General features: G+C 71.2%; 24 protein-coding genes and 3 pseudogenes. 12 read left to right on the forward strand and 15 right to left on the reverse strand.

Translation table 11 applies throughout. The annotated features are described in order from the left end of the window. Positions 1-376: 376 nt before the first annotated feature. The gene (locus ACIRJP_RS35810; RefSeq protein ID WP_003967346.1) at positions 377-583 is read left to right on the forward strand and encodes a cold-shock protein; all 207 of its coding nucleotides are present in this window, start codon (positions 377-379) and stop codon (positions 581-583) included. Positions 584-1001: 418 nt separating this feature from the next. Continuing rightward, a complete protein-coding gene (gene groL, locus ACIRJP_RS35815) occupies positions 1002-2624 on the forward strand; it encodes a chaperonin GroEL (RefSeq protein ID WP_124717206.1) in 1623 nt (540 codons plus the stop codon). A gap of 125 nt (positions 2625-2749) precedes the next feature. Here groL and ACIRJP_RS35820 read toward each other — a convergent pair whose 3' ends face one another. Continuing rightward, on the reverse strand, positions 2750-2998 hold the full coding sequence (locus ACIRJP_RS35820) for a hypothetical protein (protein ID WP_404183671.1): 249 nt from the start codon (positions 2996-2998) through the stop codon (positions 2750-2752). Between the two features lie 312 nt (positions 2999-3310). Beyond that, complete coding sequence (locus ACIRJP_RS35825; RefSeq protein ID WP_404183674.1) at positions 3311-4552, reverse strand: hypothetical protein; 1242 nt, start codon at positions 4550-4552, stop codon at positions 3311-3313. A gap of 642 nt (positions 4553-5194) precedes the next feature. On the opposite strand from ACIRJP_RS35825, the gene ACIRJP_RS35830 reads away from it, so the two are divergent. Further along, positions 5195-5662: a hypothetical protein gene (locus tag ACIRJP_RS35830; protein WP_404183677.1), complete on the forward strand. Its 468-nt coding sequence runs from the start codon at positions 5195-5197 to the stop codon at positions 5660-5662. A 190-nt stretch (positions 5663-5852) separates the two neighbouring features. Here the strand turns inward: ACIRJP_RS35830 and ACIRJP_RS35835 are convergent, their stop codons facing one another. After that, the gene (locus ACIRJP_RS35835) at positions 5853-6071 is read right to left on the reverse strand and encodes a ferredoxin (RefSeq protein WP_404183680.1); all 219 of its coding nucleotides are present in this window, start codon (positions 6069-6071) and stop codon (positions 5853-5855) included. Between the two features lie 5 nt (positions 6072-6076). Continuing rightward, the gene (locus tag ACIRJP_RS35840) at positions 6077-7267 is read right to left on the reverse strand and encodes a cytochrome P450 (protein WP_404183683.1); all 1191 of its coding nucleotides are present in this window, start codon (positions 7265-7267) and stop codon (positions 6077-6079) included. 112 nt (positions 7268-7379) lie between these two features. Between ACIRJP_RS35840 and ACIRJP_RS35845 the strand changes: the two genes are divergently transcribed. After that, positions 7380-7979 carry a TetR family transcriptional regulator gene (locus tag ACIRJP_RS35845; protein WP_404183686.1) on the forward strand — a complete coding sequence of 200 codons (600 nt, stop codon included), beginning with the start codon at positions 7380-7382 and terminating at the stop codon, positions 7977-7979. Positions 7980-8074: 95 nt separating this feature from the next. Here ACIRJP_RS35845 and ACIRJP_RS35850 read toward each other — a convergent pair whose 3' ends face one another. Both ACIRJP_RS35850 and ACIRJP_RS35855 read right to left on the reverse strand, forming a co-directional pair. Then, entirely contained in the window at positions 8075-9685 is a 1611-nt protein-coding gene (locus ACIRJP_RS35850; RefSeq protein WP_404183689.1) for an adenosine deaminase, read from the reverse strand. Positions 9686-9937: 252 nt separating this feature from the next. Beyond that, positions 9938-10065 (reverse strand): annotated as a pseudogene (locus ACIRJP_RS35855) (transcriptional regulator); the annotation flags it as partial. Between the two features lie 114 nt (positions 10066-10179). Between ACIRJP_RS35855 and ACIRJP_RS35860 the strand changes: the two are divergent. The 3 genes and pseudogenes from ACIRJP_RS35860 to ACIRJP_RS35870 all read left to right on the forward strand — a co-directional run. Next, on the forward strand, positions 10180-10428 hold the full coding sequence (locus ACIRJP_RS35860) for a hypothetical protein (protein WP_404183692.1): 249 nt from the start codon (positions 10180-10182) through the stop codon (positions 10426-10428). After that, positions 10418-10651 (forward strand): hypothetical protein, encoded by a 234-nt coding sequence (locus tag ACIRJP_RS35865; RefSeq protein WP_404183694.1) that lies wholly within the window; start codon positions 10418-10420, stop codon positions 10649-10651. The genes ACIRJP_RS35860 and ACIRJP_RS35865 overlap by 11 nt, the downstream gene beginning before the upstream one ends. Before the next feature lie 202 nt (positions 10652-10853). Then, positions 10854-10979 (forward strand): annotated as a pseudogene (locus tag ACIRJP_RS35870) (hypothetical protein); the annotation flags it as partial. A 61-nt stretch (positions 10980-11040) separates the two neighbouring features. Here the strand turns inward: ACIRJP_RS35870 and ACIRJP_RS35875 are convergent. Further along, a pseudogene (locus tag ACIRJP_RS35875) lies at positions 11041-11250 on the reverse strand (response regulator transcription factor); the annotation flags it as partial. Positions 11251-11431: 181 nt separating this feature from the next. Between ACIRJP_RS35875 and ACIRJP_RS35880 the strand changes: the two are divergent. Beyond that, positions 11432-12037 (forward strand): Uma2 family endonuclease, encoded by a 606-nt coding sequence (locus ACIRJP_RS35880; RefSeq protein WP_404183697.1) that lies wholly within the window; start codon positions 11432-11434, stop codon positions 12035-12037. A 92-nt stretch (positions 12038-12129) separates the two neighbouring features. Here ACIRJP_RS35880 and ACIRJP_RS35885 read toward each other — a convergent pair whose 3' ends face one another. From ACIRJP_RS35885 to ACIRJP_RS35895, 3 genes are all read right to left on the reverse strand, one after another. Then, entirely contained in the window at positions 12130-13680 is a 1551-nt protein-coding gene (locus ACIRJP_RS35885; protein WP_404183700.1) for a PTS transporter subunit EIIC, read from the reverse strand. 48 nt (positions 13681-13728) lie between these two features. Next, the gene (murQ, locus tag ACIRJP_RS35890) at positions 13729-14694 is read right to left on the reverse strand and encodes an N-acetylmuramic acid 6-phosphate etherase (RefSeq protein WP_388661708.1); all 966 of its coding nucleotides are present in this window, start codon (positions 14692-14694) and stop codon (positions 13729-13731) included. Positions 14695-14803: 109 nt separating this feature from the next. Continuing rightward, positions 14804-15721, reverse strand: a complete 918-nt coding sequence (locus tag ACIRJP_RS35895; protein WP_266730761.1) for a MurR/RpiR family transcriptional regulator — start codon at positions 15719-15721, stop codon at positions 14804-14806. A gap of 143 nt (positions 15722-15864) precedes the next feature. On the opposite strand from ACIRJP_RS35895, the gene ACIRJP_RS35900 reads away from it, so the two are divergent. Together ACIRJP_RS35900 and ACIRJP_RS35905 are read left to right on the forward strand one after the other, a co-directional pair. Then, a complete protein-coding gene (locus tag ACIRJP_RS35900) occupies positions 15865-16233 on the forward strand; it encodes a hypothetical protein (protein ID WP_072487914.1) in 369 nt (122 codons plus the stop codon). Then, the gene (locus ACIRJP_RS35905) at positions 16230-16562 is read left to right on the forward strand and encodes a DUF4031 domain-containing protein (RefSeq protein ID WP_404183705.1); all 333 of its coding nucleotides are present in this window, start codon (positions 16230-16232) and stop codon (positions 16560-16562) included. Before ACIRJP_RS35900 ends, ACIRJP_RS35905 begins: the two co-directional genes overlap by 4 nt. A gap of 6 nt (positions 16563-16568) precedes the next feature. On the opposite strand, the gene ACIRJP_RS35910 is transcribed toward ACIRJP_RS35905, so the two are convergent. From ACIRJP_RS35910 to ACIRJP_RS35925, 4 genes are all read right to left on the reverse strand, one after another. Next, entirely contained in the window at positions 16569-17801 is a 1233-nt protein-coding gene (locus ACIRJP_RS35910) for a Cmx/CmrA family chloramphenicol efflux MFS transporter (RefSeq protein WP_404183726.1), read from the reverse strand. An 81-nt stretch (positions 17802-17882) separates the two neighbouring features. Beyond that, complete coding sequence (locus ACIRJP_RS35915; protein ID WP_404183708.1) at positions 17883-18563, reverse strand: hypothetical protein; 681 nt, start codon at positions 18561-18563, stop codon at positions 17883-17885. Positions 18564-18591: 28 nt separating this feature from the next. Then, positions 18592-19455 carry an endonuclease/exonuclease/phosphatase family protein gene (locus ACIRJP_RS35920; protein ID WP_404183729.1) on the reverse strand — a complete coding sequence of 288 codons (864 nt, stop codon included), beginning with the start codon at positions 19453-19455 and terminating at the stop codon, positions 18592-18594. 337 nt (positions 19456-19792) lie between these two features. Next, the gene (locus ACIRJP_RS35925; RefSeq protein WP_404183711.1) at positions 19793-20434 is read right to left on the reverse strand and encodes a M15 family metallopeptidase; all 642 of its coding nucleotides are present in this window, start codon (positions 20432-20434) and stop codon (positions 19793-19795) included. 196 nt (positions 20435-20630) lie between these two features. On the opposite strand from ACIRJP_RS35925, the gene ACIRJP_RS35930 reads away from it, so the two are divergent. Then, positions 20631-21308: a response regulator transcription factor gene (locus ACIRJP_RS35930; RefSeq protein ID WP_360928461.1), complete on the forward strand. Its 678-nt coding sequence runs from the start codon at positions 20631-20633 to the stop codon at positions 21306-21308. Next, positions 21305-22513 (forward strand): sensor histidine kinase, encoded by a 1209-nt coding sequence (locus ACIRJP_RS35935; RefSeq protein ID WP_404183714.1) that lies wholly within the window; start codon positions 21305-21307, stop codon positions 22511-22513. The genes ACIRJP_RS35930 and ACIRJP_RS35935 overlap by 4 nt, the downstream gene beginning before the upstream one ends. 19 nt (positions 22514-22532) lie before the next feature. Here the strand turns inward: ACIRJP_RS35935 and ACIRJP_RS35940 are convergent. Further along, positions 22533-23288, reverse strand: a 756-nt coding sequence (locus ACIRJP_RS35940) for an HAD-IC family P-type ATPase (RefSeq protein WP_404183717.1), incomplete at its 5' end; no start/stop codon positions are given.

Consider the following 23288-nt stretch of genomic DNA (forward strand, 5'->3'; position numbering starts at 1 on the left):
TCTATCGTGAGGGGGCAATTCTGCATGGTTGAGCGCGGTAGAGTGTGGGAAGTCCCCCGAGTTGCCCGTGCCGCCCGCATATGAGAATGCGCCCGGCCGCGACAAGATGCAGCCAAAGTGTGCGATGTGCTTGCGGCATAAGTCGCCTTTGCCTGGCCCGACTTGCCCAGGAATCTTATGAATTCCTCATATTCGGGCGTTCGGTGCGGCCGAGAATTCTCGTCCGATTGACCTGTTGCAGAGGGCAGTTGGGCAGATACATTCAGCCGCGGTCGACGCGTTCCGGCGCACACACCCTCTCCTGTCGGAGGGTGAGTTCTGACCCGGGTCCGCGAAGTGCGGTCCTGCGCAAGGGCCAGTAATAGGGGAGTTAGGCATGGCTCAGGGCACCGTCAAGTGGTTCAACGCGGAGAAGGGGTACGGCTTCATCGCGGTCGACGGTGGTGCGGATGTTTTCGTCCACTACAGCGCGATCCAGATGGACGGGTACCGCACCCTCGAAGAGGGTCAGCGAGTTGAATTCGAGATCTCGCAGGGCCAGAAGGGGCCGCAGGCAGACATGGTCAAGCTCGCCGTCGGCTGAGTTCGAACGGTCGGCCAACGACACCATTCACGCACTGCACTCACGCGCTGAGGGCCCGTACCCAGGGGGTACGGGCCCTCGGTGCGTCGCGGCCGCCCTGCGCGCGACGGTGCGCCCCCCGCGCACACAAGGCGGCGCACGCCGTCCCGGCCTGCGCCGCCGGACGTTTTCCACAGCCCTCCACACCCCTCCGCGACCCTCCCGGGTTGTCCACATCCCGAGGGGGACGCTTGCACTCGAGGGGGTCGAGTGCTAATCATTGGCGTTAGCACTCTCCAGGTGAGAGTGACAGAACTTGGACCGGGCCGGTGAGGCCCGCGGGCCGGTGGGGCAAGGAACCACCGGCTCACGCAGGCCGTCCGTCGCGGGCGCCACTCGGTCCGGAGAAATCCACCCCTGTCCGGGAGGACCACTTCACATGGCCAAGATCATCGCGTTCGACGAGGAGGCCCGGCGCGGTCTCGAGCGCGGCATGAACCAGCTCGCCGACGCCGTCAAGGTCACCCTTGGCCCCAAGGGTCGCAACGTCGTCCTTGAGAAGAAGTGGGGCGCCCCCACGATCACCAACGATGGTGTTTCCATCGCCAAGGAGATCGAGCTGGAGGACCCGTACGAGAAGATCGGTGCGGAGCTGGTCAAGGAGGTCGCCAAGAAGACGGACGACGTCGCCGGCGACGGTACGACCACCGCCACCGTTCTCGCCCAGGCTCTCGTCCGCGAGGGCCTGCGCAACGTCGCCGCGGGTGCCAACCCGATGGCCCTCAAGCGGGGTATCGAGAAGGCCGTCGAGGCCGTCTCCGCCGCCCTCCTGGAGCAGGCCAAGGACGTGGAGACCAAGGAGCAGATCGCTTCGACGGCCTCCATCTCCGCCGCCGACACCCAGATCGGCGAGCTCATCGCCGAGGCCATGGACAAGGTCGGCAAGGAAGGCGTCATCACCGTCGAGGAGTCCCAGACCTTCGGTCTGGAGCTGGAGCTCACCGAGGGTATGCGCTTCGACAAGGGCTACATCTCGGCGTACTTCGCCACCGACATGGAGCGCATGGAGTCGTCCCTGGACGACCCGTACATCCTGATCGTCAACTCGAAGATCAGCAACGTGAAGGACCTCCTTCCGCTGCTGGAGAAGGTCATGCAGTCCGGCAAGCCGCTGCTGATCATCGCCGAGGACGTCGAGGGCGAGGCCCTGTCGACCCTGGTCGTCAACAAGATCCGTGGCACCTTCAAGTCCGTCGCCGTCAAGGCCCCGGGCTTCGGTGACCGCCGCAAGGCCATGCTCGGCGACATCGCCATCCTCACCGGTGGCACCGTCATCTCCGAGGAGGTCGGCCTCAAGCTGGAGAACGCCGGTCTCGACCTGCTCGGCCGCGCCCGCAAGGTCGTGATCACCAAGGACGAGACGACCATCGTCGACGGCGCCGGTGACAGCGACCAGGTCCAGGGCCGGGTCAACCAGATCCGCGCCGAGATCGAGAACTCCGACTCGGACTACGACCGCGAGAAGCTTCAGGAGCGCCTCGCGAAGCTGGCCGGCGGCGTGGCCGTCATCAAGGCCGGTGCCGCGACCGAGGTCGAGCTCAAGGAGCGCAAGCACCGCATCGAGGACGCGGTGCGCAACGCCAAGGCCGCCGTCGAGGAGGGCATCGTCGCCGGTGGTGGCGTGGCTCTGCTCCAGGCCTCGGCCGTCTTCGAGAAGCTGGAGCTCTCGGGTGACGAGGCGACCGGCGCCAACGCCGTCAAGCTGGCGCTGGAGGCCCCGCTCAAGCAGATCGCCGTCAACGGCGGTCTTGAGGGCGGCGTCGTCGTCGAGAAGGTGCGCAACCTGGCCGTCGGCCACGGTCTGAACGCCGCGACCGGCGAGTACGTCGACATGATCGCCGAGGGCATCCTCGACCCGGCGAAGGTCACGCGCTCCGCCCTGCAGAACGCCGCGTCCATCGCCGCGCTCTTCCTCACCACCGAGGCCGTCATCGCCGACAAGCCGGAGAAGGCCGCCGCGGCCGCCCCGGGCGGCATGCCGGGCGGTGACATGGACTTCTGATCCTGACGGATCGGTAGTTCCTGTACAGCTTTACGGTGTCGGCCCCCTGGACCAGCTGGTCCAGGGGGCCGACGCTTTCGGTGCCGATGATCCGGGGCCGCCGCCCACCGCCCGGGGCCGCCGCCCTACCGGGCGAACACCATTTCCGGGAAGCGTTCCGAGGGCGCGTCCAGCAGATGGTCGTCGTGCCCGCGCAGCCACCGGCCGAAGAACGACGCGACGTACGCCCGGTTCGCGGCCAGGGCGCGGTGCGACGGCACCGTCCCGACCGCCCCGGCGAGCCCGCCCTCCGGCACCGCGCCCTGCCGGGCCAGCCGGGGCAGCAGCACCCCGGCGTCCGTGTACGAGGCATGCAGCGACCCGGTCAGCGTCACATCGGCCTTCCAGCCACGGGTGTTCGGATGTCACCCGGGAGTGTCGACTGGGGTGCGACGCTCACCCACGCGCACGAGGACGCGCCCGTCGACCGCCGGGCCGGGCAACTCAGAGGCCCGACGGCACCCACCTGAGCGGCGTGGCCCTGGACGGGCTCGACCGGCCGTTGCTGCTGATGGGTAGCGAGGGCTCGGGCGACTACCGGCAGCAGCCGTCCTGGGCGGCGTTCTGGGCCGGCTCCCCGGTATGAGGGCTCCCCGGTACGAGGCGGAGCACCGTACGCCGCGCCGCCGTCCCGTCCACGGACCTTCCTACGGCAGGCGGTCGAGCAGCCAGGTGCAGAGTTCCTCCGTCACGAGGGTGTGCCCCTCGTTCCGGGAAGCGAGCTTGAACTCGTCCAGCCCGCCGGTGCCCTCCGGGAGCGAGGAGATGTTCTTGTACAGCTCGTCGTCCGTGTCCAGGTCGGCGACATCGACCGCGCTGACGGACGGTACGAAGCAGTGCGACCGGATACGTACATCGGTCTTGAAGCCGAGGAACGGGTTCAGGGAATTGAAGGCGTCCGCGAGGATGCCGAAGCCCTCCAATGAGCCGCCGGGCGCGCCGTCGATCGACGGGAGCCCCTTCGTACGGACCTCGTTGGTCTTCAGCGTCACCACCCGCAGCTTCGCGACGAGCTCGTCGAGCCCAGGTGCCTGGGTGTAGAGCTTGGTCCCCGCAACCGTCAGGCCCTGGCTCTCCAGGGCCAGTTCGCCCGCCCGGACATCGGTGCCGGTTCCGTCGGCCGTCCCGTTGGCGACACCGATCAGCCGGGGCCTGCGCGGCCATTCGCCGACCGTCTGCATCTCGGCCAGGAACGCGCCGCGCTCGTCGCTCTGGTCAGGAGTGCTGTCCCATTTCTCGATGTGCCGCCACAGCAGCTGGCGGGCGGCCGGGCTGTTGATCTGGTCGGAGAAGCGGCTGTCGAGGTCCTTGATGTAGTGCGCGAACGCCTGGAGCGCGATCGGGATCCAGGCGCCCCGGTGCGGGCTGTCGTACGAGAAGTACAGCGAGGTCTGGTGGTCGATGCCCTGGCTCTCCATCTTGGCCAGCGCGTGCCGGGTGACGAGCCCGCCCACGCTGAACCCGCCGACCGCCAGCGGCGTGTCGCCCAGCCGCTCCGCGATGGCCCGCGCGATCGCGGCCTGCGCGGTACGGGAGTTGTCCAGAATCGACGCACTGCGCTCGTGATAGCCGAGCAGGACGACATCGTGGCCACGGCGGCGCAGCTCGCTGATCAGCGCGTAGTCCCCGAACTCCATGATCTGCCAGGAGAATTCCAGCTCGCTCGGCCCCGTACTGAAGCCGTCGGAGAAGATCACCGGCCGGACGAGTCCGGGGTTCCCCTCGCCGAAGTAGACCCAGGCGGTACCGCCCGGCAGCTCCCACATATCGCTGGGCGGCAACGGAAGGGAGCTGGGCCTCTCGGCGTCCAGGCGGGGGCCGGGGGCCAGCGCGATGGGGGGCCGGTCGTGGAGCCCGGAGACGATCTGCTCATGGGTGGGTTCGGACATGGTTCGTTCCCCTTTGGGCCAGTTGATTACGATGCGCGCCAAGAGGAACACGGAACGTAGCGAGCGGTCGGAGAAGGCGATTCAAACCACCCCCAGGCAGGAGCCGCTTTCGGACACCGGGCGACGGCTCGGCCTCACGGCCTCATGAGTGCGGGGCGCACGGGGCGGCACTGAGCTTGCCGACAGCCCTCAGATCGCTCCCTGTGTAAGCGGTCGCAGTGGTCAGGCCCCTGTTTGGTGTTCCACCACCGGCAGGGGTCGATCTGCGTCACGGAGGATCGCTCCGCATTCGGCACGCCAGAGCGCCACCACTTTCGGTGGCAAGTCGGTCCCAAGATGTCAACTCGTCGCTCGGGGTGGGTGGGCAGTGGCCCACCTCCCATTCCGCCGAAAGAGCGCTCGGACTTCGCGGATTGAGCCCCGGGCGGAACGCCCCTGGTGAGAGGGGGCGCGCGCCCCGCTCCGAATGCGCCGAGCACGCTCCAAATGCGCCGCGGCTGACGGGGTGGACCGAGGGGGCGCGCCGCGGGACAGAGGAGAGGGGCGGCGGGCCCCTGTGATCTTGGGTGCCGGGCCGGTCGAATCGGCCCGCACCGGGCGGATTGGCCCGGAATCCCCCACTCCAGTCGTACGAGGAGTCCCGTGCGTATCCGATCCATCCTGTCGCCCGCGGCGGCCGCCGTCGCGGTCGTGGCGCTCTCCACCCCCGCCCACGCCGTCGACAACGGCTACTACCTGATTCAGAACGCCGAGAGCGGCCAGTGTCTGAACTCCGGCGGAGGCATGTTCGGCGGTGAGCTCGGCGACTGCGGCCGCCGCTCCGGCTGGCACGCGATCAACCTGCCGGGCGGGGCCGTGCAGTTCCGCGAGGCGAACGACGAGAGCCGCTGCCTGGCCCTGTCGCCGCTGAAGATCTACCCGCCCGCCGTGGCCGAGCGCGAGTGCAACACCTCTCCGGACCAGTGGCTGATCCACGGCCCGTCCAACGGCGAGGGCGTCGCCCTGAGCCTCGACGGCGCCCCGAACCTGGGCACGCTCACCCCGCAGGACGACCGCGCGAGGCTGGGCGGCCAGGGCGAGCGCGAATGGGTCCTGGTACCGGTCGGCTAATCCGCCTCATCTTCCGTGGCCGGGCCCGGGGCTTGAGCTCCGGGCCCGGTCGTGTACCTGAAGCTCGTCGCCCACAAGGTCGACGTCTACCGGGGCAGACCTCGCCGCCGGTGACGCCGACCAGTTGTGGGCACCTCACCGCACACCGGACGGCCACTGAGAAGTCAGGCCGATACCGGCGGGGGACGGGTCAGTCGCGGCGGGGGCCGATGACGGTGTTCCCGTCGTGCACGGTGATCGCCAGGGCCGGGCAGATGCCGGCGGCGTCCAGGACCCGTTCGTCCGGCTCGATCCCCTCGGACCGGACACGGGCGCGCTCACCGTCCAGGACGAACACCTCGGGGACCGTCCCGGCGCACATGCCCGAGCCCTGACAGAGCTGGGGGTCGACGCGTACGTTCCAGGCCATGGCGCTCACCACTCCACCGGCATGACGCGCGGGCCGCGCACCAGCATCTCGGACTTCCAGGTCACATCCCCGGCCAGCCGCAGTTCCGGGAAGCGGGCGATGAGGGCGGCCAGCGCCTCCTGGAGTTCGAGCCGGGCGAGCGGGGCGCCCAGGCAGTGGTGGACGCCATGGCCGAATCCGAGGTGCTGGTTGCCCTCGCGGGCGATGTCGAGGACCCCTGGGGCGGTGAACCGCAGTGCGTCGCGGTTGGCGGCGCCGACGGCGACCAGGACCGGGCTGCCCGCCCGTACGAGAGTCCCGCCGACCTCGATGTCCTCGATGGCGTACCGGGGCTGACCGGCTCCGCTGCCCAGGGGGACGAAGCGCAGCAGTTCTTCCACCGCGTTCGGGACGAGCTCGGGTTCGGCCCTGAGCCTGGCCAGCTGGTCCGGGTGGTCGAGCAGGGTGAGGACGAAGTTGGGGATCTGGGACGCGGTGGTCTCGTGCCCCGCGACCAGGATGCCCACGCACAGATCGACGAGTTCGAGCTCGGAGAGCCGGTCCCCGCCGTCGCGTGCCTCGATGAGCGCCGTCATCAGGTCGTCCTGCGGTGCGCGGCGGTGCTGTTCGATCAACCCGGCCATGTAGGCGCGCAGTTCCTCGCGGCTCGCGTCGAACTCCTCGGCGGTGAGGGAACTGGTCGACAGCGCGTCGTCGCTCCACACCCGGAAGCGCGGCCGGTCCTCGGTGGGTACGCCCAGCATCCGGCAGATCACGGCGACCGGCAGCGGCAGCGCGAACAGGTCGACGAGGTCGGCGGGCGGCCCCGCGGTCTCCAGTTCGTCGAGCAGACCGGCGGTCAGCTCCCGGACCTGGGGGCGCAGCTTCTCGACCTGGCGGACGGTGAACGCCTTGGCGACCAGGGAGCGCAGCCGGGTGTGGTCCGGCGGGTCCATGCCGAGGATGCCCCCGTCGCGCTGCCCCTCGGACTGCCGGGGCTCGTCGTGCGAGGCGGCGGCGGCCCGGCTGAAGCGCTGGTCGCCGAGGACGAGCCGGGCGTCGGCGTAGCGGGTGACGAGCCAGGCCGGTTCGCCGTACGGCATCTGGACCCGTAAGAGCCCCGGCCGTTCGCGTACATGCTCGTAGGCCTCGGCCAGCTGGAGCCCTTCGGGGGTGTTGAAGGGGTAGGCGAGGGGTGCGGCATCTGCTGTGGTCACTGCGGCCTCCCGGATGTAAGCAGCTGCTTACAAAGGTAGGAGCGGTCTTCCCGGGCAGTCAACGACGCTTTAAGGCCGTTATCCTGACGGGCCGTTCGAGAGGAAAGCCGCCATGGAGACCGCTTCCGCCCCGCAGCCCGAAGAGCGCCGCAGGGACGCCGCGGCCACCCGCCGCCGCTTGCTGGAGGCGGCCCGGGACCTGTTCGCGGAGCGTGGCTACGAGGGGGCGACGGTCCGGGAGATAGCGGCGCGCGCCGGGGTCAACCAGGCACTGTTGTTCAGGTACTTCGGCTCGAAGCGGGGGCTGCTGACGGAGGTCGTGGCGCTCGGCGGCCTGGAGCAGCTGCGGGCGACGCCGCCGGAGGAGTTGTTCGAGACCGCCCTGCGCTCGATGCTGACCCGGAGCGCGGAGGGGCCGGAGGACCGTTCCCTGGAGGTCTATCTGCGGTCGGTCGGGCGGGGCGACGAGGCGGCCGGAACCCTGCGGGAGCTGGGCGAGGCGTACCAGAGCGCGCTGGCCGGGCTGTCCGGGGCCGAGGACGGTGCGCTGCGTGCGGATCTCGCCATGGCCTGGCTGCTGGGAATCGGCCTGATGCGGACGGTTGTCGCCCGGGAGCCCCTGGCCGGGGCCGATCCGGACGACGTCTGCCGTCTGGTCCTCGGGACGCTCGGCCATCTGTGGGTGGCGGAGCAGGAAGATCGAGGCGAGTAACGCCTGACGCCCGTACGAAGAGCGCCCCGAGCCCGGGGCTCAAGCCCCTTACCGGGCTCGGGGCCCAAGCCCCGTACCCGGCCCGGGGGCTCGGGTCAGCGGTTGTCGCGCTCGAAGACGGCGAAGGCCGCCTCCTGACGCCACTCGGTCGCCGCCTTCGGGTTGTCGGCGAGGTAGCGGGCGCAGCGCGAGCTCGGGCGGTCGGTGCCCGGCCGGTTGCCCTGGCAGGCGGAGACCGGGCGGTAGCCGGACGGGGCGGAGCCGGTGGCCCACAGGCTGCGGCCCTCGCGGAACGCGTACTCCAGCGAGGCGCGGGCCAGGTCCTTCAGCTCGACGTAGCCGAGGCCGTATGTCTTGGCCGCGTACTGGTACTCGTGGCTGATGTCGATCCGGGAGACGCCCGGGTCGTCGGTGGCCAGGACGACCGGGACGCCGTAGCGGCGGTAGGCGTTGAACGGGTGGTCGTCGCCCGCGATGCCGAGGATCTGCTTGTTGCTGGAGAACGGCACCTCGACGGCCACGTTGCGCCGCGCCATCGTGCGGGCCAGCTGCCGCCAGTCGTCCTCATGGACCAGGTCCACGCCGTGGCCGATGCGCTCGGCTCCGGCCACGAGCACCGCTTCACGGATGTGGAAGGTCAGGTCCTCGGGCTTGACCAGGCCGGGGGCCAGCTCACCGGCGTGCAGGGTGAGGTGGGAGTCGGGGTACTGGCCGCGCAGGTACTTCAGCATCCGCATCTGGAGGCTGTAGTTGGCCAGCGCGCTCTCACCGTCCTCCGGCTGTACGAGGTTGACCGCGAGGAACCTCGGGTCGCGCTCGGCCAGTCGCATGCCGACCGCCATCTGCGTGAACACCCGTACCGGGGAGCTGCCCCGGGACACCTGGGAGATCCACCTGACGGGGAGCTTGCAGCCCGGGTCGGGGCGGGGCGTGTCGCAGTGCGCGGCCTCACGGAACTGCGCGTCGGTGTCGTCGGCCTCCTGGACCGCCTCGTCCACCACCCGGTCGAGCTGGCCACCGGCCACGAGCTTGGCGTGGAGGGCGGCCAGGTCGGCGTCGTAGCCCACCTTGTCGGCGAGCGCCCTGCCGGCGTCCGAAGCGGGGGTGACGAGGGTCTCCAGGTAGAACTGGTTCTGCTCGACCACGGTGTTGGCCACGTTCGCGAGCATCTTGCCGCGGGTGTACCAGGTGGCCATGCCGAACTTGCCGAACGTGTCGAAGAAGTGGTCGTGCCCGGACTGGTCGGCCGGGAAGTCCTGCATGGACCAGGCCCGGATGATCCGCTGCCGGAACGCGGCGTCGTGCTGCGCCTCGGCCGCCGGCCTCGTACCCGGCCCGCACGGCGGCGCCACGGCCGTGTCCGTCGCGTCGATGCACAGCCCGGCCTCGCTCGCGAGCTGGATCAGGTACTCGGTGGTGACCGCCCCCGACAGGTGGTTGTGCAGGTCACCGCCCTTGGGCAGGGCCTTGAAGAACGCTGTCAGCTTCTCCGGCCTGCCCTGCAACGAGTCGAGGCGCTCGGAGGTCCTGGCCTCGGCCCGGGTGACGGGGCGGTGCATCGCCTGCGCCGCGGGCCGCGGTGAGGCTTCCTTCGCGGTGGAGGCGGCGGCCGGGATCGCCGGAAGCAGGGTCAGTACGGCGAGCGCGCCGAATCCGGCCGCACGCAGTGACTTGGGACGGTGGGCCGTCCGGAATGTTGAGTTCACCGCCGAATGATTGCGTCAGCCGAGGGCATTCCTCACGCAAACCGCATATATGGCCTGAAACCACCACTCGATCGAGTGGGTGCACCGCTGGGCGGCCGGGTCAGGGCCTGACCACCGGACCGGACGTGGGCCGGATCGGCCGACGGCCTCGGTCGATCCGCCCCGTTTCTCAGGCCTGGACGCCCTTGAGGTCCGCGATGAACGACGTCCACGCGGCGTCCCGGAACACGAGCGTCGGCCCTTTCGGCCACAACCGCTCACGAACAGCGGGATGCCCAGCGCCTCCTGTGAGAGGGCCGCCCCTCTCTTCGGTGGCGGAGCTCCACGCCGAGCAGGGCGCGTGGAGAGGAGGAGGGATCGGGCTTCTTGGGCCCCGGCATGACAACTTCCTGTGGCACACGTGCGGTTGTTGGTTCTGCGCCTCTTCCAGGTTAGCGACGCGTTGGACACGCTGGGTATGCATTGTCATTACTCAGCGTGGAAAGGAATGGCTCATGACGATCAAGGAACGGCGCAGGGCGACGGAGGGCAGAGTGCGGGCAGCGGAGGACGCGGTGGCGCGGTTGAAGGAGGGGTTCTCGGGTGTCGGGATCACGCTGCCGTCGCTGCGGATCGACCCGGTGTCATGTGCGGGGAGCGACGCGGGGACGCCGCTGGTGGACCTCGGACGGTGCAATCTCGACACGGCGCTGATGCTGAGTGTGGTGCTGGAGGCGCAGGGACTGGCCGGTCATGAACGGTGAAGGACCTGAGTCGAGCGCGCCGGAGCCGGGTTCGTTCGCGGTGGACACCCGGGACGGGCGGGTGGGGCGCGTGATGGGGCGCGTCGGACCGTACGTACAGCTGCGGGCGCCGGGCGGTGGGGCGGAGTGGGACTGCCCGCCGGATTCGGTGCGCCCGGCGCCGCTGGGGGAGGTGTTGCGGGCCCGGGTCCGGGAGGTCAACAGGGAGGGGAGGCTGCCGTGAAGGCGTCGTTGCGCCGGGTGGGACCCGGCTTTTGATACACGGAAGGGCGACACCCGGGTCGGGTGCCGCCCTTCGATCGGGGAGACGGGGCCCAGGGGAACGCAGTCAGGAAAATTTCAGGGAGCCCCTGCGAGCGTGCCGTTCCATGACAACCGACACGACGGACACGTACGCACCCGGCGGGCGCACGCGGGCGCGGCAGATGCTCAACAAGGTCCCGGAAGTGACCCTCTACTTCTGGGTGATCAAGGTGCTGTGCACCACAGTGGGCGAGACCGCGGCCGATCTGCTCAACGACAACCTCGGCATGGGGCTGATCAACACCTCGTACCTGATGGGTGCCCTGCTGGTCGTCACCCTGGTCTTCCAGTTCCGGGCGCGTTCCTACGTGCGCGCATCGCCTGGCAGACATCGCGCCCGTCGGAGTCCGGCAGCCCCACATCGAGCACGACCGCGTGCACCGACGTGTCGACGGCCTTCAGCGCGGTGGCGCCGTCGGCGGCGGTCACGACGTCGAAGCCCTCGTCACGCAGGCCACGGGCCAGGACATCGCGCAGGCCGTGGTCGTCCTCGACGACAAGAACGCGTGCTGCGGTCACTGGGTCAGTATTACCCGGCCGGAAAAACCGGTACAGAGAACCGGCGGCGGGGCGGTGGCCCGCGGCGGGCGGAGGGTCGCTGCCTTTCTCACACGATCGTGGGACGCTGATGGAAGCGGCGAACTGCCGCGGAACCGTCGATCTACGCTCCTCTGACAGGCCACGGGAGAAGGGACTCGCGATGACTGCCGCGATGGTCGAGAACGACCGGACCTCTGAGGGCCGCCCGTGGGATTACCTGCTGCAGACGTGGCGTGAACTGGACGTGCCCGAGGGGTGGCGCGCCGAGATCGACGAAGGGCAGATCGTCTTGGTACCTCCGCCTCATGCGCATCACAACGGCATCGCCGAAATGGTGCAGCATCGCCTGTATCGGGCACTCCCTGAAAAGCTGGGCATCTACCAGACTCTCGGCGTCCACGTCGTGCCCCTCGACAGGCTCTACGTGCCCGATCTGGTCATCATGGAGCGCGAACTGATCATGGCCGCCGACTCGGAGGCCAGTGACCCGATGGACGCGGCGGACGCGCTGCTCATCGTAGAGATCACGTCGAAGGGCAATGCCCGGGACGACCGGACGAAGAAGTACCGCGCCTATGCGCGGGCGGGCGTGCCGATGTATCTGCTCATCGACCGGTTCGACACGCGTGGGGCGATGGTCACGCTGTTCACGCAGCCCAATGAGGACGGGACGTACAAGCACTCCGACCCGGTGCCGTTCGGGAAGCCGCTCACCCTGCCCGAGCCGTTCGGTACGACGCTGCTCACGGATGAGTTCCCGGTCTGAGCGGCCTGATCGGTCTGAGTGGACCAAGCGGATACGGATGAGGGCGACACCCGCGTCGGGTGCCGCCCTCGGTCATGTCCGGGTGCCCGGGGTCAGACTCCGGCCGGTTCCTTCGACGCAGGGGACGCAGGGGACGCCGGGGCGCCCGTTGCGGTGGCCGTGGACCCGGCGGGTTCCTGTGAGACGTTGAACTCCGCCAGCAGGTCCTTGCTGAAGCCGAAGAAGTACGTCGCGAGGAACCCGGCGAGGTAGCCGACGAGCAGGCCGCCCCCGTAGATCGCGGCCGTGGTGCCCAGGCCGTGGTTGCCGTCGAGCAGGGGGAACAGGGCCCAGCCGGACGGGCCGATGGCCGTGGAGCCGACCTTGTCGCCGAGCTGGTTGAACAGGCCGATGAAGCCGCCGCCGAACGCGCCGCCCACGCACGCCGTGATGAACGGGCGGCCGAGCGGGAGGCTGACGCCGTAGATCAAGGGCTCGCCGACGCCCAGCAGACCGGCCGGGAGGGCGGACTTGATGGTGCGGCGGATCGACTCGTTGCGCGGGAGGCGGAAGTAGACCGCCGCGGCCGCGCCGACCTGGCCGGCGCCCGCCATCGCGAGGATCGGGAGCAGCACGGTGTAGCCCTGCTGCTCGATCAGGGTGGTGTGGATCGGGATGAGCGCCTGGTGCAGGCCCAGCATCACCAGGGGCAGGAAGAGACCGCCGAGCACGAAGCCCGCGCCCGCACCGCCGTTGGAGAGCAGCCAGTCGGCGAACGTACCGATGGCGGTGGAGACCTCGCCGGCCACGTACATCAGGCCGAAGATCGTCACCAGGCCGGAGACCAGGACCGTGAGGGTCGGGGTGACCAGCACGTCCAGTGCCTCGGGCACCCAGCGGCGGCACCACTTCTCCACGTACACCGCGAGCACCGCCGCCCCGAGTGCGCCCAGCACACCGCCCTGCCCGGGGGAGAGCTTCTGGCCGAACGCCTCGATGTTCGCGACGCCCGGGAAGACGATGATCGCGGCGACCGCACCGCCCAGGATCGCCGTACCGCCGAACTCCTTCGCCGTGTTGTAGCCGACGAAGACGGCGATCAGCGCCATGAAACCGGACGCCATCGCGGCGAGGGCGGGGGTGACCGAGGTCAGCCAGCCCAGGTTCACCAGCAGGCCGTTGAGGCCGGCGATGATGCCGCAGCCGATGAGAGCCGGGATCAGCGGGACGAAGATGTTCGCGATCCGGCGCAGGAACAGCTTGAACGGGGTGGCGTTCTTCGCCTTCCGGGCCGCCTTCATCGCGGCACCATGGGCGGCCAGCTCGTCCGCGGAGGCGGACGCGGAGGCGGATGCCGAGGGTGCGGCTCCGCCCGGCTCAGGGGCTGCTGCCCGGCCCTTTGCGCCCTCCTCAACCAGTCGCTCGAACTCCGGCGTGACCCGGGCGACGGTCCCCGGGCCGAGGACGATCTGGTACGTGTCGTCCTCGACCACCCCCATGACGGCGGGGACCGCCTTCAGGGCCTCGTCGTCGACGAGGGAGCGGTCGTGCAGACCCAGCCGGAGCCGGGTCATGCAGTGGGCGACGGTGCTGACGTTCGCGGCGCCACCGACGAGCGGAAGGATCGCGGCGGCGGTGGCGCGGCTCTTGTCTTCTGTTGCCATGGTGCGTGGTGCCTTGCTGTGCGGGGGTGCGGGGATGGAGCCGGTGGTTCAGGTGGTGCGGGGGGCGGCGGCGAGGGCGGCGCGGAGATGGCCGCCGGACGCGGTCAGGAGGTCGGCGGCGGTGGGGCCGTCGACCTGGCCGAGGATGGTGAGGATGGCGTTCTTCACCTCGCCGTCGGTCGCGGCGAGGGCGGCCTCGATCTCCTCGTCGGACGCTCCGGTGGCGAGCGAGACGATCCGGCGGGAGCGGGCGCGCAGCTTCTCGTTGGAGGCGCGGACGTCGACCATCAGGTTTCCGTACGTCTTGCCGAGGCGGATCATCGTGATCGTCGAGAGCATGTTGAGGACGAGCTTCTGGGCCGTGCCCGCCTTGAGCCGGGTGGAGCCGGTGAGCAGCTCCGGGCCGACGACGACCTCGATGGCGTGCTCCGCCGCGGCACCCAGCGCGGAGTCCGCGTTGCAGGAGAGGCCGATGGTCAGTGCGCCCTTGCCGCGGGCGTGCTCGACGGCCCCGATCGCGTACGGCGTGCGGCCGGAGGCGGAGATGCCGACCACGGTGTCGTCGGCGGTGAGATCCAGGGCATCGAGGTCGGCGGCGGCCAGCTCCTTGCTGTCCTCGGCGCCCTCGACGGCCTTGACCATGGCGGTCGGGCCGCCCGCGATCAGGCCGATGACCTCGGAGGGGTCGGTGTTGAAGGTGGGCGGGCACTCGCTGGCGTCGAGCACGCCGAGCCGGCCGGCGGTGCCCGCGCCCGCGTAGATCAGCCGGCCGCCGCGCGCCATGCGCTCCGCCGTGCCGTCGATGGCGGCGGCTATCTCGGGCAGCCGGGCGCCGACGGCGGCCGGGACGGACTGGTCCTCGCCGTTCATGATGCGGGCGATCTCAAGTGTGCCGAGCCGGTCGATCTCGGCGAGCTCGGGTCGGAACGCCTCGGTGGTGAGCGTCGCGAGCTGGGCGCGCAGCTCCCCGTAGCCGTCGGAGGCGGTGGGGTCGGCGTCGGTGGTGGAGGTCATGGAGGGCGGCTCTGCTTTCTCGGTCTCGTGCGGTTCAGCGGGTGCGGGGGGTTCGCGGACCGGCGGGCCGGTCAGCGGGTGCGGAGGGATCGCGGATCGGCGGGGCCGGTCAGCGCGGGCGTGGGGTGTGGCGGTGGGCCAGGGCTTCGTAGGAGGCGGCGAGGGCCGGTGCGGCCGTCTCGTACGTACGTTGCGCGACGCCTATGAACAGGCAGTCGACGACGAGGAGCTGGCTCGTACGGCTCGACATGGCGGCGGGCCGCAGCTCGCTCTCCCGGGCGGTGGACGTGGTCAGGACGTGGTCGGCGTACTGCGTGACCGGGCCGTCGGGGCGGCCGGTGATCGCGACCGTCGTCGCGCCCCGGTCGAAGGCGACCCGCAGCGGCTCGATCACGTCGACCGTGGAGCCGGAGTGCGTGATCGCGATGGCGACGTCGCCGGAGCGCAGCTGCACGGCGTTGGTCACCGCGAGGTGCGGGTCCGTGTGGGAGTGCGCGATCAGGCCGATGCGGGCCAGCTTCTGCGCGAGGTCCTGGCCGACGAGGGAGGAGGCGCCCACGCCGTAGATGTCGATGCGCCGGGCGGTGGCGGCGGCGGCCACGGCGGCACCGAGCTGGACGGTGTCGAGCCCGGCGGCCGTGTCGGCGAGGGTCTGCTGCTCGTCGTAGGCCAGCTTGGCCACCACGTCGGCGATCGGGTCGTCGACCGCTATGTCGGCCGTGACGGAAGGGGCCCGGCCGGACTGCTGGTGCGCGGCGAGCCCGGCGAGGGCGAGGCGCAGATCGCGATAGCCGGGGTAGCCGAGCAGGCGGGCCGTGCGGACCACGGTCGCCTCGCTGGTGCCGGTGAGCTCGGCGAGACCGGTGACCGTGAGGGCTGCGCAGCCGGCCGGATCACCGGCGACGGCCTCGGCGACGCGCTGCATGGAACGGGTCATGGACGGCGCGAGCGTGCGGACCTTGGCCGCGAGGGCCGCCGGGGCGGGCGGGGAGTCGGCGTTGAAACTTTCCTTCAGGTCATGGGTCACATTTGAAAGGTATTTTCAACCGGGTTGGCCGTCAACCCCCCCCTCGTCCCGTCTTCACCGGTCCGCGGCCACCCCCTCCGACAGCGCGGAAACGGTGCCGACGGGCGGGCGAGGCGAGTTCGCGGGCAGGTGACAATGGGCCCATGGAGATGAACCCCTTGGAACAGGCGCTGCATACGGCCCGTGCGCTGGTCATGGCCGATCTCGCCGCAGGTGACGTCGCCGAGGCCGGGATCGTCTCGCTGGTCGAGGACGCGGTGACGCACCGCCGCTGGTGGGTCGAGCAGTGGCCCGACGGTGCCGCGTTCGTGGTGGGCCTCGTCGCCCAGGACGTGCAGGACGCGCTGCTCGAACGGTACGGCCGGTGGCCGCTCTGCCCGGTCTGTGACGCGGGCGACCCGCACGCGCTCGACGTCGAACCCGAACTGGGTCCGGACCCGCACTGGGTGTGCACCAAGGCCGCGGTGGCGGTGGCGCCGGTCGGTTCGCTGAGCGGGATACTGCGGCGGTGACCGTCTACATCGACCCGCCCGAGTGGCCGGGGCACGGGCGGCTCTGGTCGCACCTGGTCAGCGATGTCTCCTTCGAGGAGCTGCACGCCTTCGCGGCGTCCATCGGCTGCCCACCGCGCGCCTTCGAGCGGGACCACTACGACGTACCGGAGACGCGGTACGAGGACGCGGTGCGGGCCGGGGCCCGGGAGATCGGCTCGAAGGAGCTCGTCCGCCGGATCACGCAGGCGGGGCTGCGGCGGCCCAAGGGGCGACCCGCACCGAGGCTTCCCGTGCAGGAAGGCCCCGTGCGGGAAAGCCCCGTGCAGGGGCGTCCCGCACAGGGCTGAGGCCGCTCAGGCGGTCGTCGAGGACGCGCACTCCTGAGGCGCGTCCTGCGGCGCGGCGGCCGGGGCGCCCGCCACCAGCCGGGACGACGAGGCGCGGCTGCGCTGCAGCCGCAGCGAGAACACCACGGCCACCAGCGCCAGTACCGTCATCGCCGCCCCGGCCCAGGCGGTCGCCGTGAAACCGAAGTCCGCGTCGATCACCGTGCCGCCCAGCCAGGGGCCGCCGGTGTTGCCCAGGTTGAACGCGGCCGTGGTCGTCGCACCGGCCAGCGTCGGGGCGGCGCCCGCCACGTTGAACATCCGGGCGTTCAGCGCCGGGGCCGTGTAGAACGCCGACAGGCCCAGCAGGAACGAGAGCCCGACCGCCGCGACCTGGTTCGACGCGAACAGGGCCAGCGCGGCCAGGAAGACCGTCGAGGCCGCGATACCGCTCATCAGCACCCCGAAGAGATGCGCGTCCGCGATCCGGCCGCCGATCGTCGTACCGACCAGCGCCCCGATCCCGAACAGCGCCAGCACGGTCGGCACCCAGCCCGAGTCCAGCCCGGCGACATCCGTCAGCAGCGGCGCCAGATAGCTGAACGCGCAGAACACCCCGCCCGCGGCGAGCGCCGTGATCACGATCGACAGCCACACCTGACGGTCCCGGTAGATGCTCATCTCCTGCTTCAGCCGGGGCTTCTGCTCCGGCAGCGGGATGCGCGGGATCAGCGTCGTCACTCCGACCAGCGCCACGGCGGACGCCGCGCCCACGGCCCAGAACGCCGACCGCCAGCCGAAGTTCTCACCGAGGAACGCGCCCAGCGGCACACCCAGCACATTGGCGACGGACAGACCGCCGATCATCACGGCCATCGCACGGGCCCGAGAGTTCACCGGCACCATCGCGATGGCGACGGCCGCCCCCACCGCCCAGAACCCGGCGCAGGCGAACGCGCTCACCACCCGCGACGCGAAGAGCACCTCGTACGTCGGGGCCAGCGCGCCCGCGACCTGACCGAGGCCGAAGACCGAGATCAGGGCGATCAGCGTGGTGCGGCGCGGCAGCCGGAGCGTGGCCACGGCGAGCAGCGGGGCGCCGATCACCATGCCGATCGCGAACGCGGATATGAGGAGTCCGGCACGGGGTATCGACACGTTCATGTCGTCGGCGATGGGCGGCAGCAGCCCGGAGAGCATGAATTCGCTGGTTCCCAGGGCGAAGACCGAGAGACCCAGGATGTACACGGCCAGGGGCATGCGGGAGCGGCGAGCGGCAGAGTCGGGCATGACAGCTGCCAACAGCGGCCGCGTCCCCGGCATTCCCCGGCGAGCCGGGGATCAGTGGCCGAGCAGCTCCGATTCGGTCATCAGGTTCTGCCGGGCCCGCGGCTCCCAGTGCTCCGCCCCGTACGGCGTACGGAACAGCCGCGGCAGCCCGAGCAGCTGGCGCAGCACCGTCGCCCGCCCCTCCTGGAACGCGTCGTCCGGCACGAAGCCGTACTCCTCGCGCACCTGCGCCGCGTAAGCCGCGTACTGGCCCGGGGGCGCCGCGAGAATGGCCAGATCCGCGTCGCAGAGCACCTCGCCGTCGCTGTCGCCGTCCGCCGGGTCGTGGGTGACGGTGAGCCGTACGAGCCGGGCCACCTCCGCCGTGACGCCGTCCGGCACCCCGGCCTCCGGGAGGGCGCGCTCGGCCAGCGCGGCGCTGCGCTCCTCGTTCTCGGACCGGTCGGGCCGGTACACCGCGTCGTGGAACCAGGCGGCGAGGCGTACCGCGTCCGGGTCGGCCGCGTACCCGGCGAGCGTGTCGACGTGATCGAGCACCGCGACCAGGTGCGCGGTGGTGTGGTACCGCCGCTGCGGCTCGGCCCAGCGTGCCAGGAGGTTGTCGGCGTACGGCAGCGGGTCGGGGCCGGGGGCGCCGGCCCGCGCACCGACGAGCGCCGTCCGCCAGCGCTCGCGGAGGGAGTCGTCGCGCCCCGCGCCGGGGGCACTGTTCGCACGCGAGCTGTCGGTCATGGCACCGACCCTAAGGGCTCGCCCCGCGCTACGTCTTGAGTGCGGCGGCGACGGGACGGTGGTCGCTGCCGGTGGCGGGCAGGGTCCAGGCGTCGGTGGGGGTGAGGCCCCGGACGAGGATGTGGTCGACCCGGGCGATCGGGAAGGCCGCGGGCCAGCTGAAGCCGAAGCCGCTGCCCGCCTCGTCCTCGACCGAGGTCAGCCGGGACATCAACGGGGCGAGGCGGCGGTCGGTGGTGGCGCCGTTGAGGTCGCCCAGCAGGAGGACCTTCTGCTGCCGCTCGTGGTCGAGCATGCGGTCGAGGGCGGTGAGGGCCGCGTCGCGCCGCCCGATCGTGAAGCCGGAGGCGCCGACGCGTACCGAGGGCAGGTGGACCACGTAGACGGCGAGCGGGCCGTCCGGCGACTGGACCCGGGCGCGCAGGGAGCGGCTCCAGCCGGGGTCGATGGTGACGCGGCGGGATTCGGCGAGGGGGTGGCGGCTCCACAGGGCGACGGTGCCGATGTGCACGGAGTGCGGGAGTCGGCGGTCCAGCACCTCGCGGTAGGCGGGCAGGGCGTCGTCGGTGATCTCCTCCAGGGCGACCAGGTCGGGGTCGGCGGCCAGCAGCGTACGGGCGGTCGCTTTGGGGTCGGGATTGGTGGCGCCGACGTTGTGGGTGACCACGGTCAGGTTCGGCTTCGTGTCGCTCTCTCCGCCGAAGAACAGGGGTCCGAACACGCCCATCCACACGGCCCCCAGGAGAAGGGCGGCGATGACGGCCGGTACCGACCTGCGGAGCAGGGCGGCCAGGAGCAGCGCCGGTACGACCAGGCCGGTCCAGGGCAGCAGGGTTTCGAGCAGGCTGCCGATGTTGCCCGGCCGGTTGGGCACGAGCGGGTGGCCGGCCATCAGGAGCGCCGCCCCCGCCGCGACGGCGCTCGTGGTCCAGCCCGTACGGAGCACCGGGCCGCACCGGCGCAGGAGCCGCCCCGGCCGGTCCGGTTCGCGCCCCGGCCGGTCCGGTTCCTGCCGTGCCGGGGCGTGCGGGGGACCGGCCATCGGCTCCGGGCCGGAGAGATCGGTGGGGTCGGAGAATCCGCCTCCGATGTGTACATCCGGATAGGGGTCCTCGCGCAGATCGGCCATGACATGTCCTTCGGAAGCAGGGAGGGGCGCGGCAAGGGCCCACGGGTTTGAAAGGCGCGTCGCCGACCGGTGCAGGTCGCGCCGCCGGTCGCAGCGCCGGTCAGCCGGCGGCGTCGGTCCGCGGCGTCGGGCAGTGGCCACCAGGGCTGGTCAGCAGCTCGAAATGCCACATCTCGTTGTTGTAGACCTGGCACAGGCCGTAGTCGGCGCCGTTGCGGATGAGCCAGTCGTCGGCATCGGTGGGGCCGATGTCGACGGCCTTCCCGGACACGTGGGTCGACTTCTCCGGGGTGTTCACGAACTGCCGCGCCTTCTCCGCGCTCCCGTACTTCTGGATGCCCTCGTCCAGCAGGCGCTGCTGGTGTTCCCTGCTGCGCCATCCCGAGGTGACCCGGAATTCGATGCCGTCCCCGCGGGCGTCCCGGGCCGCCTTCTGCACGGCCTTCAGCAGGTTCTTGTCCAGCCGGTCGATGGCCGGGTACCGGGTGTCGAAGGGCGTGAGGTGACGGTCCTGCGGGAGGTCGCCGCCGTCGGTGCTCTCCGGCGCGACACCCGCCGTCGCCGCGCCGCGCAGCCCCCGGTCCGCCGTCGCGACGGCCCGCGCGGCCGGTTCGCTCCGGGCCGTCATGCCCCATGCCGCCGCGAGCGCCAGCCCCGCGACCGCGCACACCCCCGCCGCCGTCCGGACGGGGAAGCGGCGCGCCGCCGTGGCAGAAGGGCTCGCTGTCGGGTCGTCGTGCATGGTGGCCTCCGGAAATCCCGGTCGGGGCGGGCGGCGGGTGCCGCGGGCCGATGCACCGAGTGAAGAGCGGGCCGTGTTGTGGGACCGTCTCGATTTCCCCATACGTTTTCGATAGGCCCGAAGCGCTACGTTTTCGATGGGCCCGGCCTGATCCACGCGAGAGGTCCGAAGTGAAAAGCAGAGCAGGAGAGGCCGCATGCGGGTGCTGATTGTCGAGGACGAGCTGTATCTCGCCGAGGCGGTGCAGGCGGGTCTGAGGCTCGAAGCCATCGCCTCCGACATCGCCGGGGACGGCGACACCGCCCTGGAGCGCCTGGAGGTGAACGAGTACGACGTCGTCGTGCTCGACCGCGACATCCCAGGGACGCACGGCGACGACGTGTGCCGGGCCATCGTGGAGCGGCGCCTGGGCTGCCGGGTGCTCATGCTGACCGCGGCGGGTCTCCTCGACCAGAAGGTCACCGGGTTCGAGATCGGTGCCGACGACTACCTGACGAAGCCCTTCGACCTGAAGGAGCTGGTCGTACGGCTGCGCTCACTGGCCCGCCGGCCCAAGGACAGCACGCCCCCGGTCATCGAGTGCGCCGGAATCCGGCTGGACCCGTTCCGGCGCGAGGTCTTCCGCGACGGGCGGTACGTGGCGCTCACCCGGAAGCAGTTCGCCGTCCTGGAGGTCCTCATGACCGCGCGCGGCGGCGTCGTCAGCGCGGAGACGCTGCTGGAGCGGGCCTGGGACGAGAACGCCGACCCGTTCACCAACGCCGTCCGCATCACCATCTCCACCCTCCGCAAACGGCTCGGTGAACCCTCCGCCATCCACACCGTGCCGGGCGTCGGCTACCGCCTCGACGGGCCGACCGGGCCCGTACGGTGAACCGCCGCACGGCACCCGGCCAGGAAGCCGGGGACACGGAGCGGGGCGCGGCGCGGACCGCGCGGCCGCGGCGGCTGACCGCCCGGATGAAACTCACCCTGACCTACGCCCTGTTCGTCTTCGGCTCGGGGGCACTCAGCCTGATCGTGGTCTACCTGGCCATGCGCTTCCTGCCCAACTACCCGCTGACCGCGGTGAACCCGCAGGCCGCGGACCTCGCCGCCCGGCCGGACATCCTTCAGGCCCTGTTCGCGGCCGCCGGCGTCACCCTGCTGCTCCTGGCGCTGCTCGGGCTCGGCGGCGGGTGGCTCATCGCGGGCCGTGTCCTGCGCCCCCTCCAGGAGATCACCAGGGCGGCCGGGCGGGCCGCCGACGGCTCCCTGGACCACCGCATCGGACTCACCGGCCCGCGAGACGAGTTCACCGAACTCTCCGACACCTTCGACGACATGCTCGCCCGCCTCCAGCGGTCCTTCGAGGCCCAGCAGCGTTTTGCCGCCAACGCCTCGCACGAGCTGCGCACCCCCCTCGCCGTCAGCCGCACCATGCTCGACGTGGCCGTCGCCGACCCCGACGGCCAGGACTACCGGCAGCTCGTCTCCCGGCTCAGCGAGACCAACCGGCGCGGCATCGAGATCACCGACGCCCTCCTGGAACTCTCCGCGCTCGACCACACCCCGCCCGCCACCCAGCGCCTCGACCTCGCCGACACCGCCCGGCGAGCCGTCGAAGCCGTCCGCGAGGAGGCGGGTGCGCGGGGCGTCACCCTGACCACCGACATCCGCCCGGCTCCGGCAACCGGCAACGACGTCCTGCTGCGCCAGCTCGTCGTGAACCTGCTCCACAACGCCGTACGGCACAACCTGCCCACGGACGGAACGCTCACCCTGACCACCGGCCCCGACCCGGCGCGTCCCGGCCACGCGCTCCTGACCGTCGCCAACGCCGGACCGCTGGTGACCGGCACCGTCGACCGGCTCACCGAACCGTTCCTGCGGGGCGGTGGGCGGCTGGCCCAGCCGGACCCGGCACGGCGCGGCCACGGCCTCGGACTGGCGATCGTCGCCAGCATCGTCCGCGCCCACGACGCGGACCTGGCGCTGATCCCCAACCCCGAGGGGGGCCTCACCGTCCGGGTGTCGCTGCAGGGCCCGCCGCCCGACGACGAGAGCCCGTCCGGCCGTGCTCGGCCGGACGGGCCCTGAGGGGTACGGACCAGGCGTCCTACGCCGCCGCCCTGAACCCCCGCAGCCGCAGCGAGTTGCCGACCACGAAGACCGACGAGAAGGCCATCGCGGCGCCAGCGATCATCGGGTTGAGCAGCCCGGCCGCGGCGAGCGGCAGAGCGGCCACGTTGTAGGCGAAGGCCCAGAACAGGTTCGTACGGATGGTGCCGAGGGTCTTGCGCGACAGCCGGATGGCGTCCGCCGCGGCCCGCAGGTCGCCGCGTACCAGCGTCAGGTCGCCGGCCTCGATCGCGGCGTCCGTGCCGGTCCCCATCGCCAGGCCCAGATCGGCCTGGGCGAGGGCGGCCGCGTCGTTGACCCCGTCGCCGACCATGGCGACCGAACGGCCCTCGGCCTGGAGCTTCTTGACGACGTCGACCTTGTCCTCCGGCATGACCTCCGCGTACACCTCCTCGATCCCGACCTCGGCCGCGACCGCCTCGGCCACCGCCCGGTTGTCGCCGGTCAGCAGGATCGGGGTGAGGCCCAGGGACCGCAGCCGCTCGATGGCCTCCGCGCTGGTGTCCTTCACCGCGTCGGCGACTTCGAGCACCGCCCGCGCCTCGCCGTCCCAGGCCACCGCGATGGCCGTCCGGCCCGCGGCCTCCGCCTCGGCCTTGCGCCGGGCCAGCTCCACGGGGAGGTGGATCTCCCACTCGGCGAGCAGCTGCTCGCGGCCGACGAGGACGGCGTGGCCCTCGACGACGCCCTGGACGCCGAGTCCGGCGATGTTGGCGAAGTCCTCGGGGGTGGG

Origin of the sequence: Streptomyces sp. NPDC102437 (genome assembly GCF_044765565.1) — a bacterium.
GTDB lineage: Bacteria > Actinomycetota > Actinomycetes > Streptomycetales > Streptomycetaceae > Streptomyces.

Coding starts and splice junctions, on each gene's coding strand:
- ACIRJP_RS35810 (WP_003967346.1), top strand. CDS start 377: ATGGCTCAGGGCACCGTCAAGTGGTTCAACGCGGAGAAGGGGTACGGC.
- groL (WP_124717206.1), top strand. CDS start 1,002: ATGGCCAAGATCATCGCGTTCGACGAGGAGGCCCGGCGCGGTCTCGAG.
- ACIRJP_RS35825 (WP_404183674.1), bottom strand. CDS start 4,552: ATGTCCGAACCCACCCATGAGCAGATCGTCTCCGGGCTCCACGACCGG.
- ACIRJP_RS35835 (WP_404183680.1), bottom strand. CDS start 6,071: ATGGCCTGGAACGTACGCGTCGACCCCCAGCTCTGTCAGGGCTCGGGC.
- ACIRJP_RS35845 (WP_404183686.1), top strand. CDS start 7,380: ATGGAGACCGCTTCCGCCCCGCAGCCCGAAGAGCGCCGCAGGGACGCC.
- ACIRJP_RS35860 (WP_404183692.1), top strand. CDS start 10,180: ATGACGATCAAGGAACGGCGCAGGGCGACGGAGGGCAGAGTGCGGGCA.
- ACIRJP_RS35865 (WP_404183694.1), top strand. CDS start 10,418: ATGAACGGTGAAGGACCTGAGTCGAGCGCGCCGGAGCCGGGTTCGTTC.
- ACIRJP_RS35880 (WP_404183697.1), top strand. CDS start 11,432: ATGACTGCCGCGATGGTCGAGAACGACCGGACCTCTGAGGGCCGCCCG.
- ACIRJP_RS35885 (WP_404183700.1), bottom strand. CDS start 13,680: ATGGCAACAGAAGACAAGAGCCGCGCCACCGCCGCCGCGATCCTTCCG.
- murQ (WP_388661708.1), bottom strand. CDS start 14,694: ATGACCTCCACCACCGACGCCGACCCCACCGCCTCCGACGGCTACGGG.
- ACIRJP_RS35900 (WP_072487914.1), top strand. CDS start 15,865: ATGGAGATGAACCCCTTGGAACAGGCGCTGCATACGGCCCGTGCGCTG.
- ACIRJP_RS35910 (WP_404183726.1), bottom strand. CDS start 17,801: ATGCCCCTGGCCGTGTACATCCTGGGTCTCTCGGTCTTCGCCCTGGGA.
- ACIRJP_RS35915 (WP_404183708.1), bottom strand. CDS start 18,563: ATGACCGACAGCTCGCGTGCGAACAGTGCCCCCGGCGCGGGGCGCGAC.
- ACIRJP_RS35920 (WP_404183729.1), bottom strand. CDS start 19,455: ATGGCCGGCCACCCGCTCGTGCCCAACCGGCCGGGCAACATCGGCAGC.
- ACIRJP_RS35925 (WP_404183711.1), bottom strand. CDS start 20,434: ATGCACGACGACCCGACAGCGAGCCCTTCTGCCACGGCGGCGCGCCGC.
- ACIRJP_RS35930 (WP_360928461.1), top strand. CDS start 20,631: ATGCGGGTGCTGATTGTCGAGGACGAGCTGTATCTCGCCGAGGCGGTG.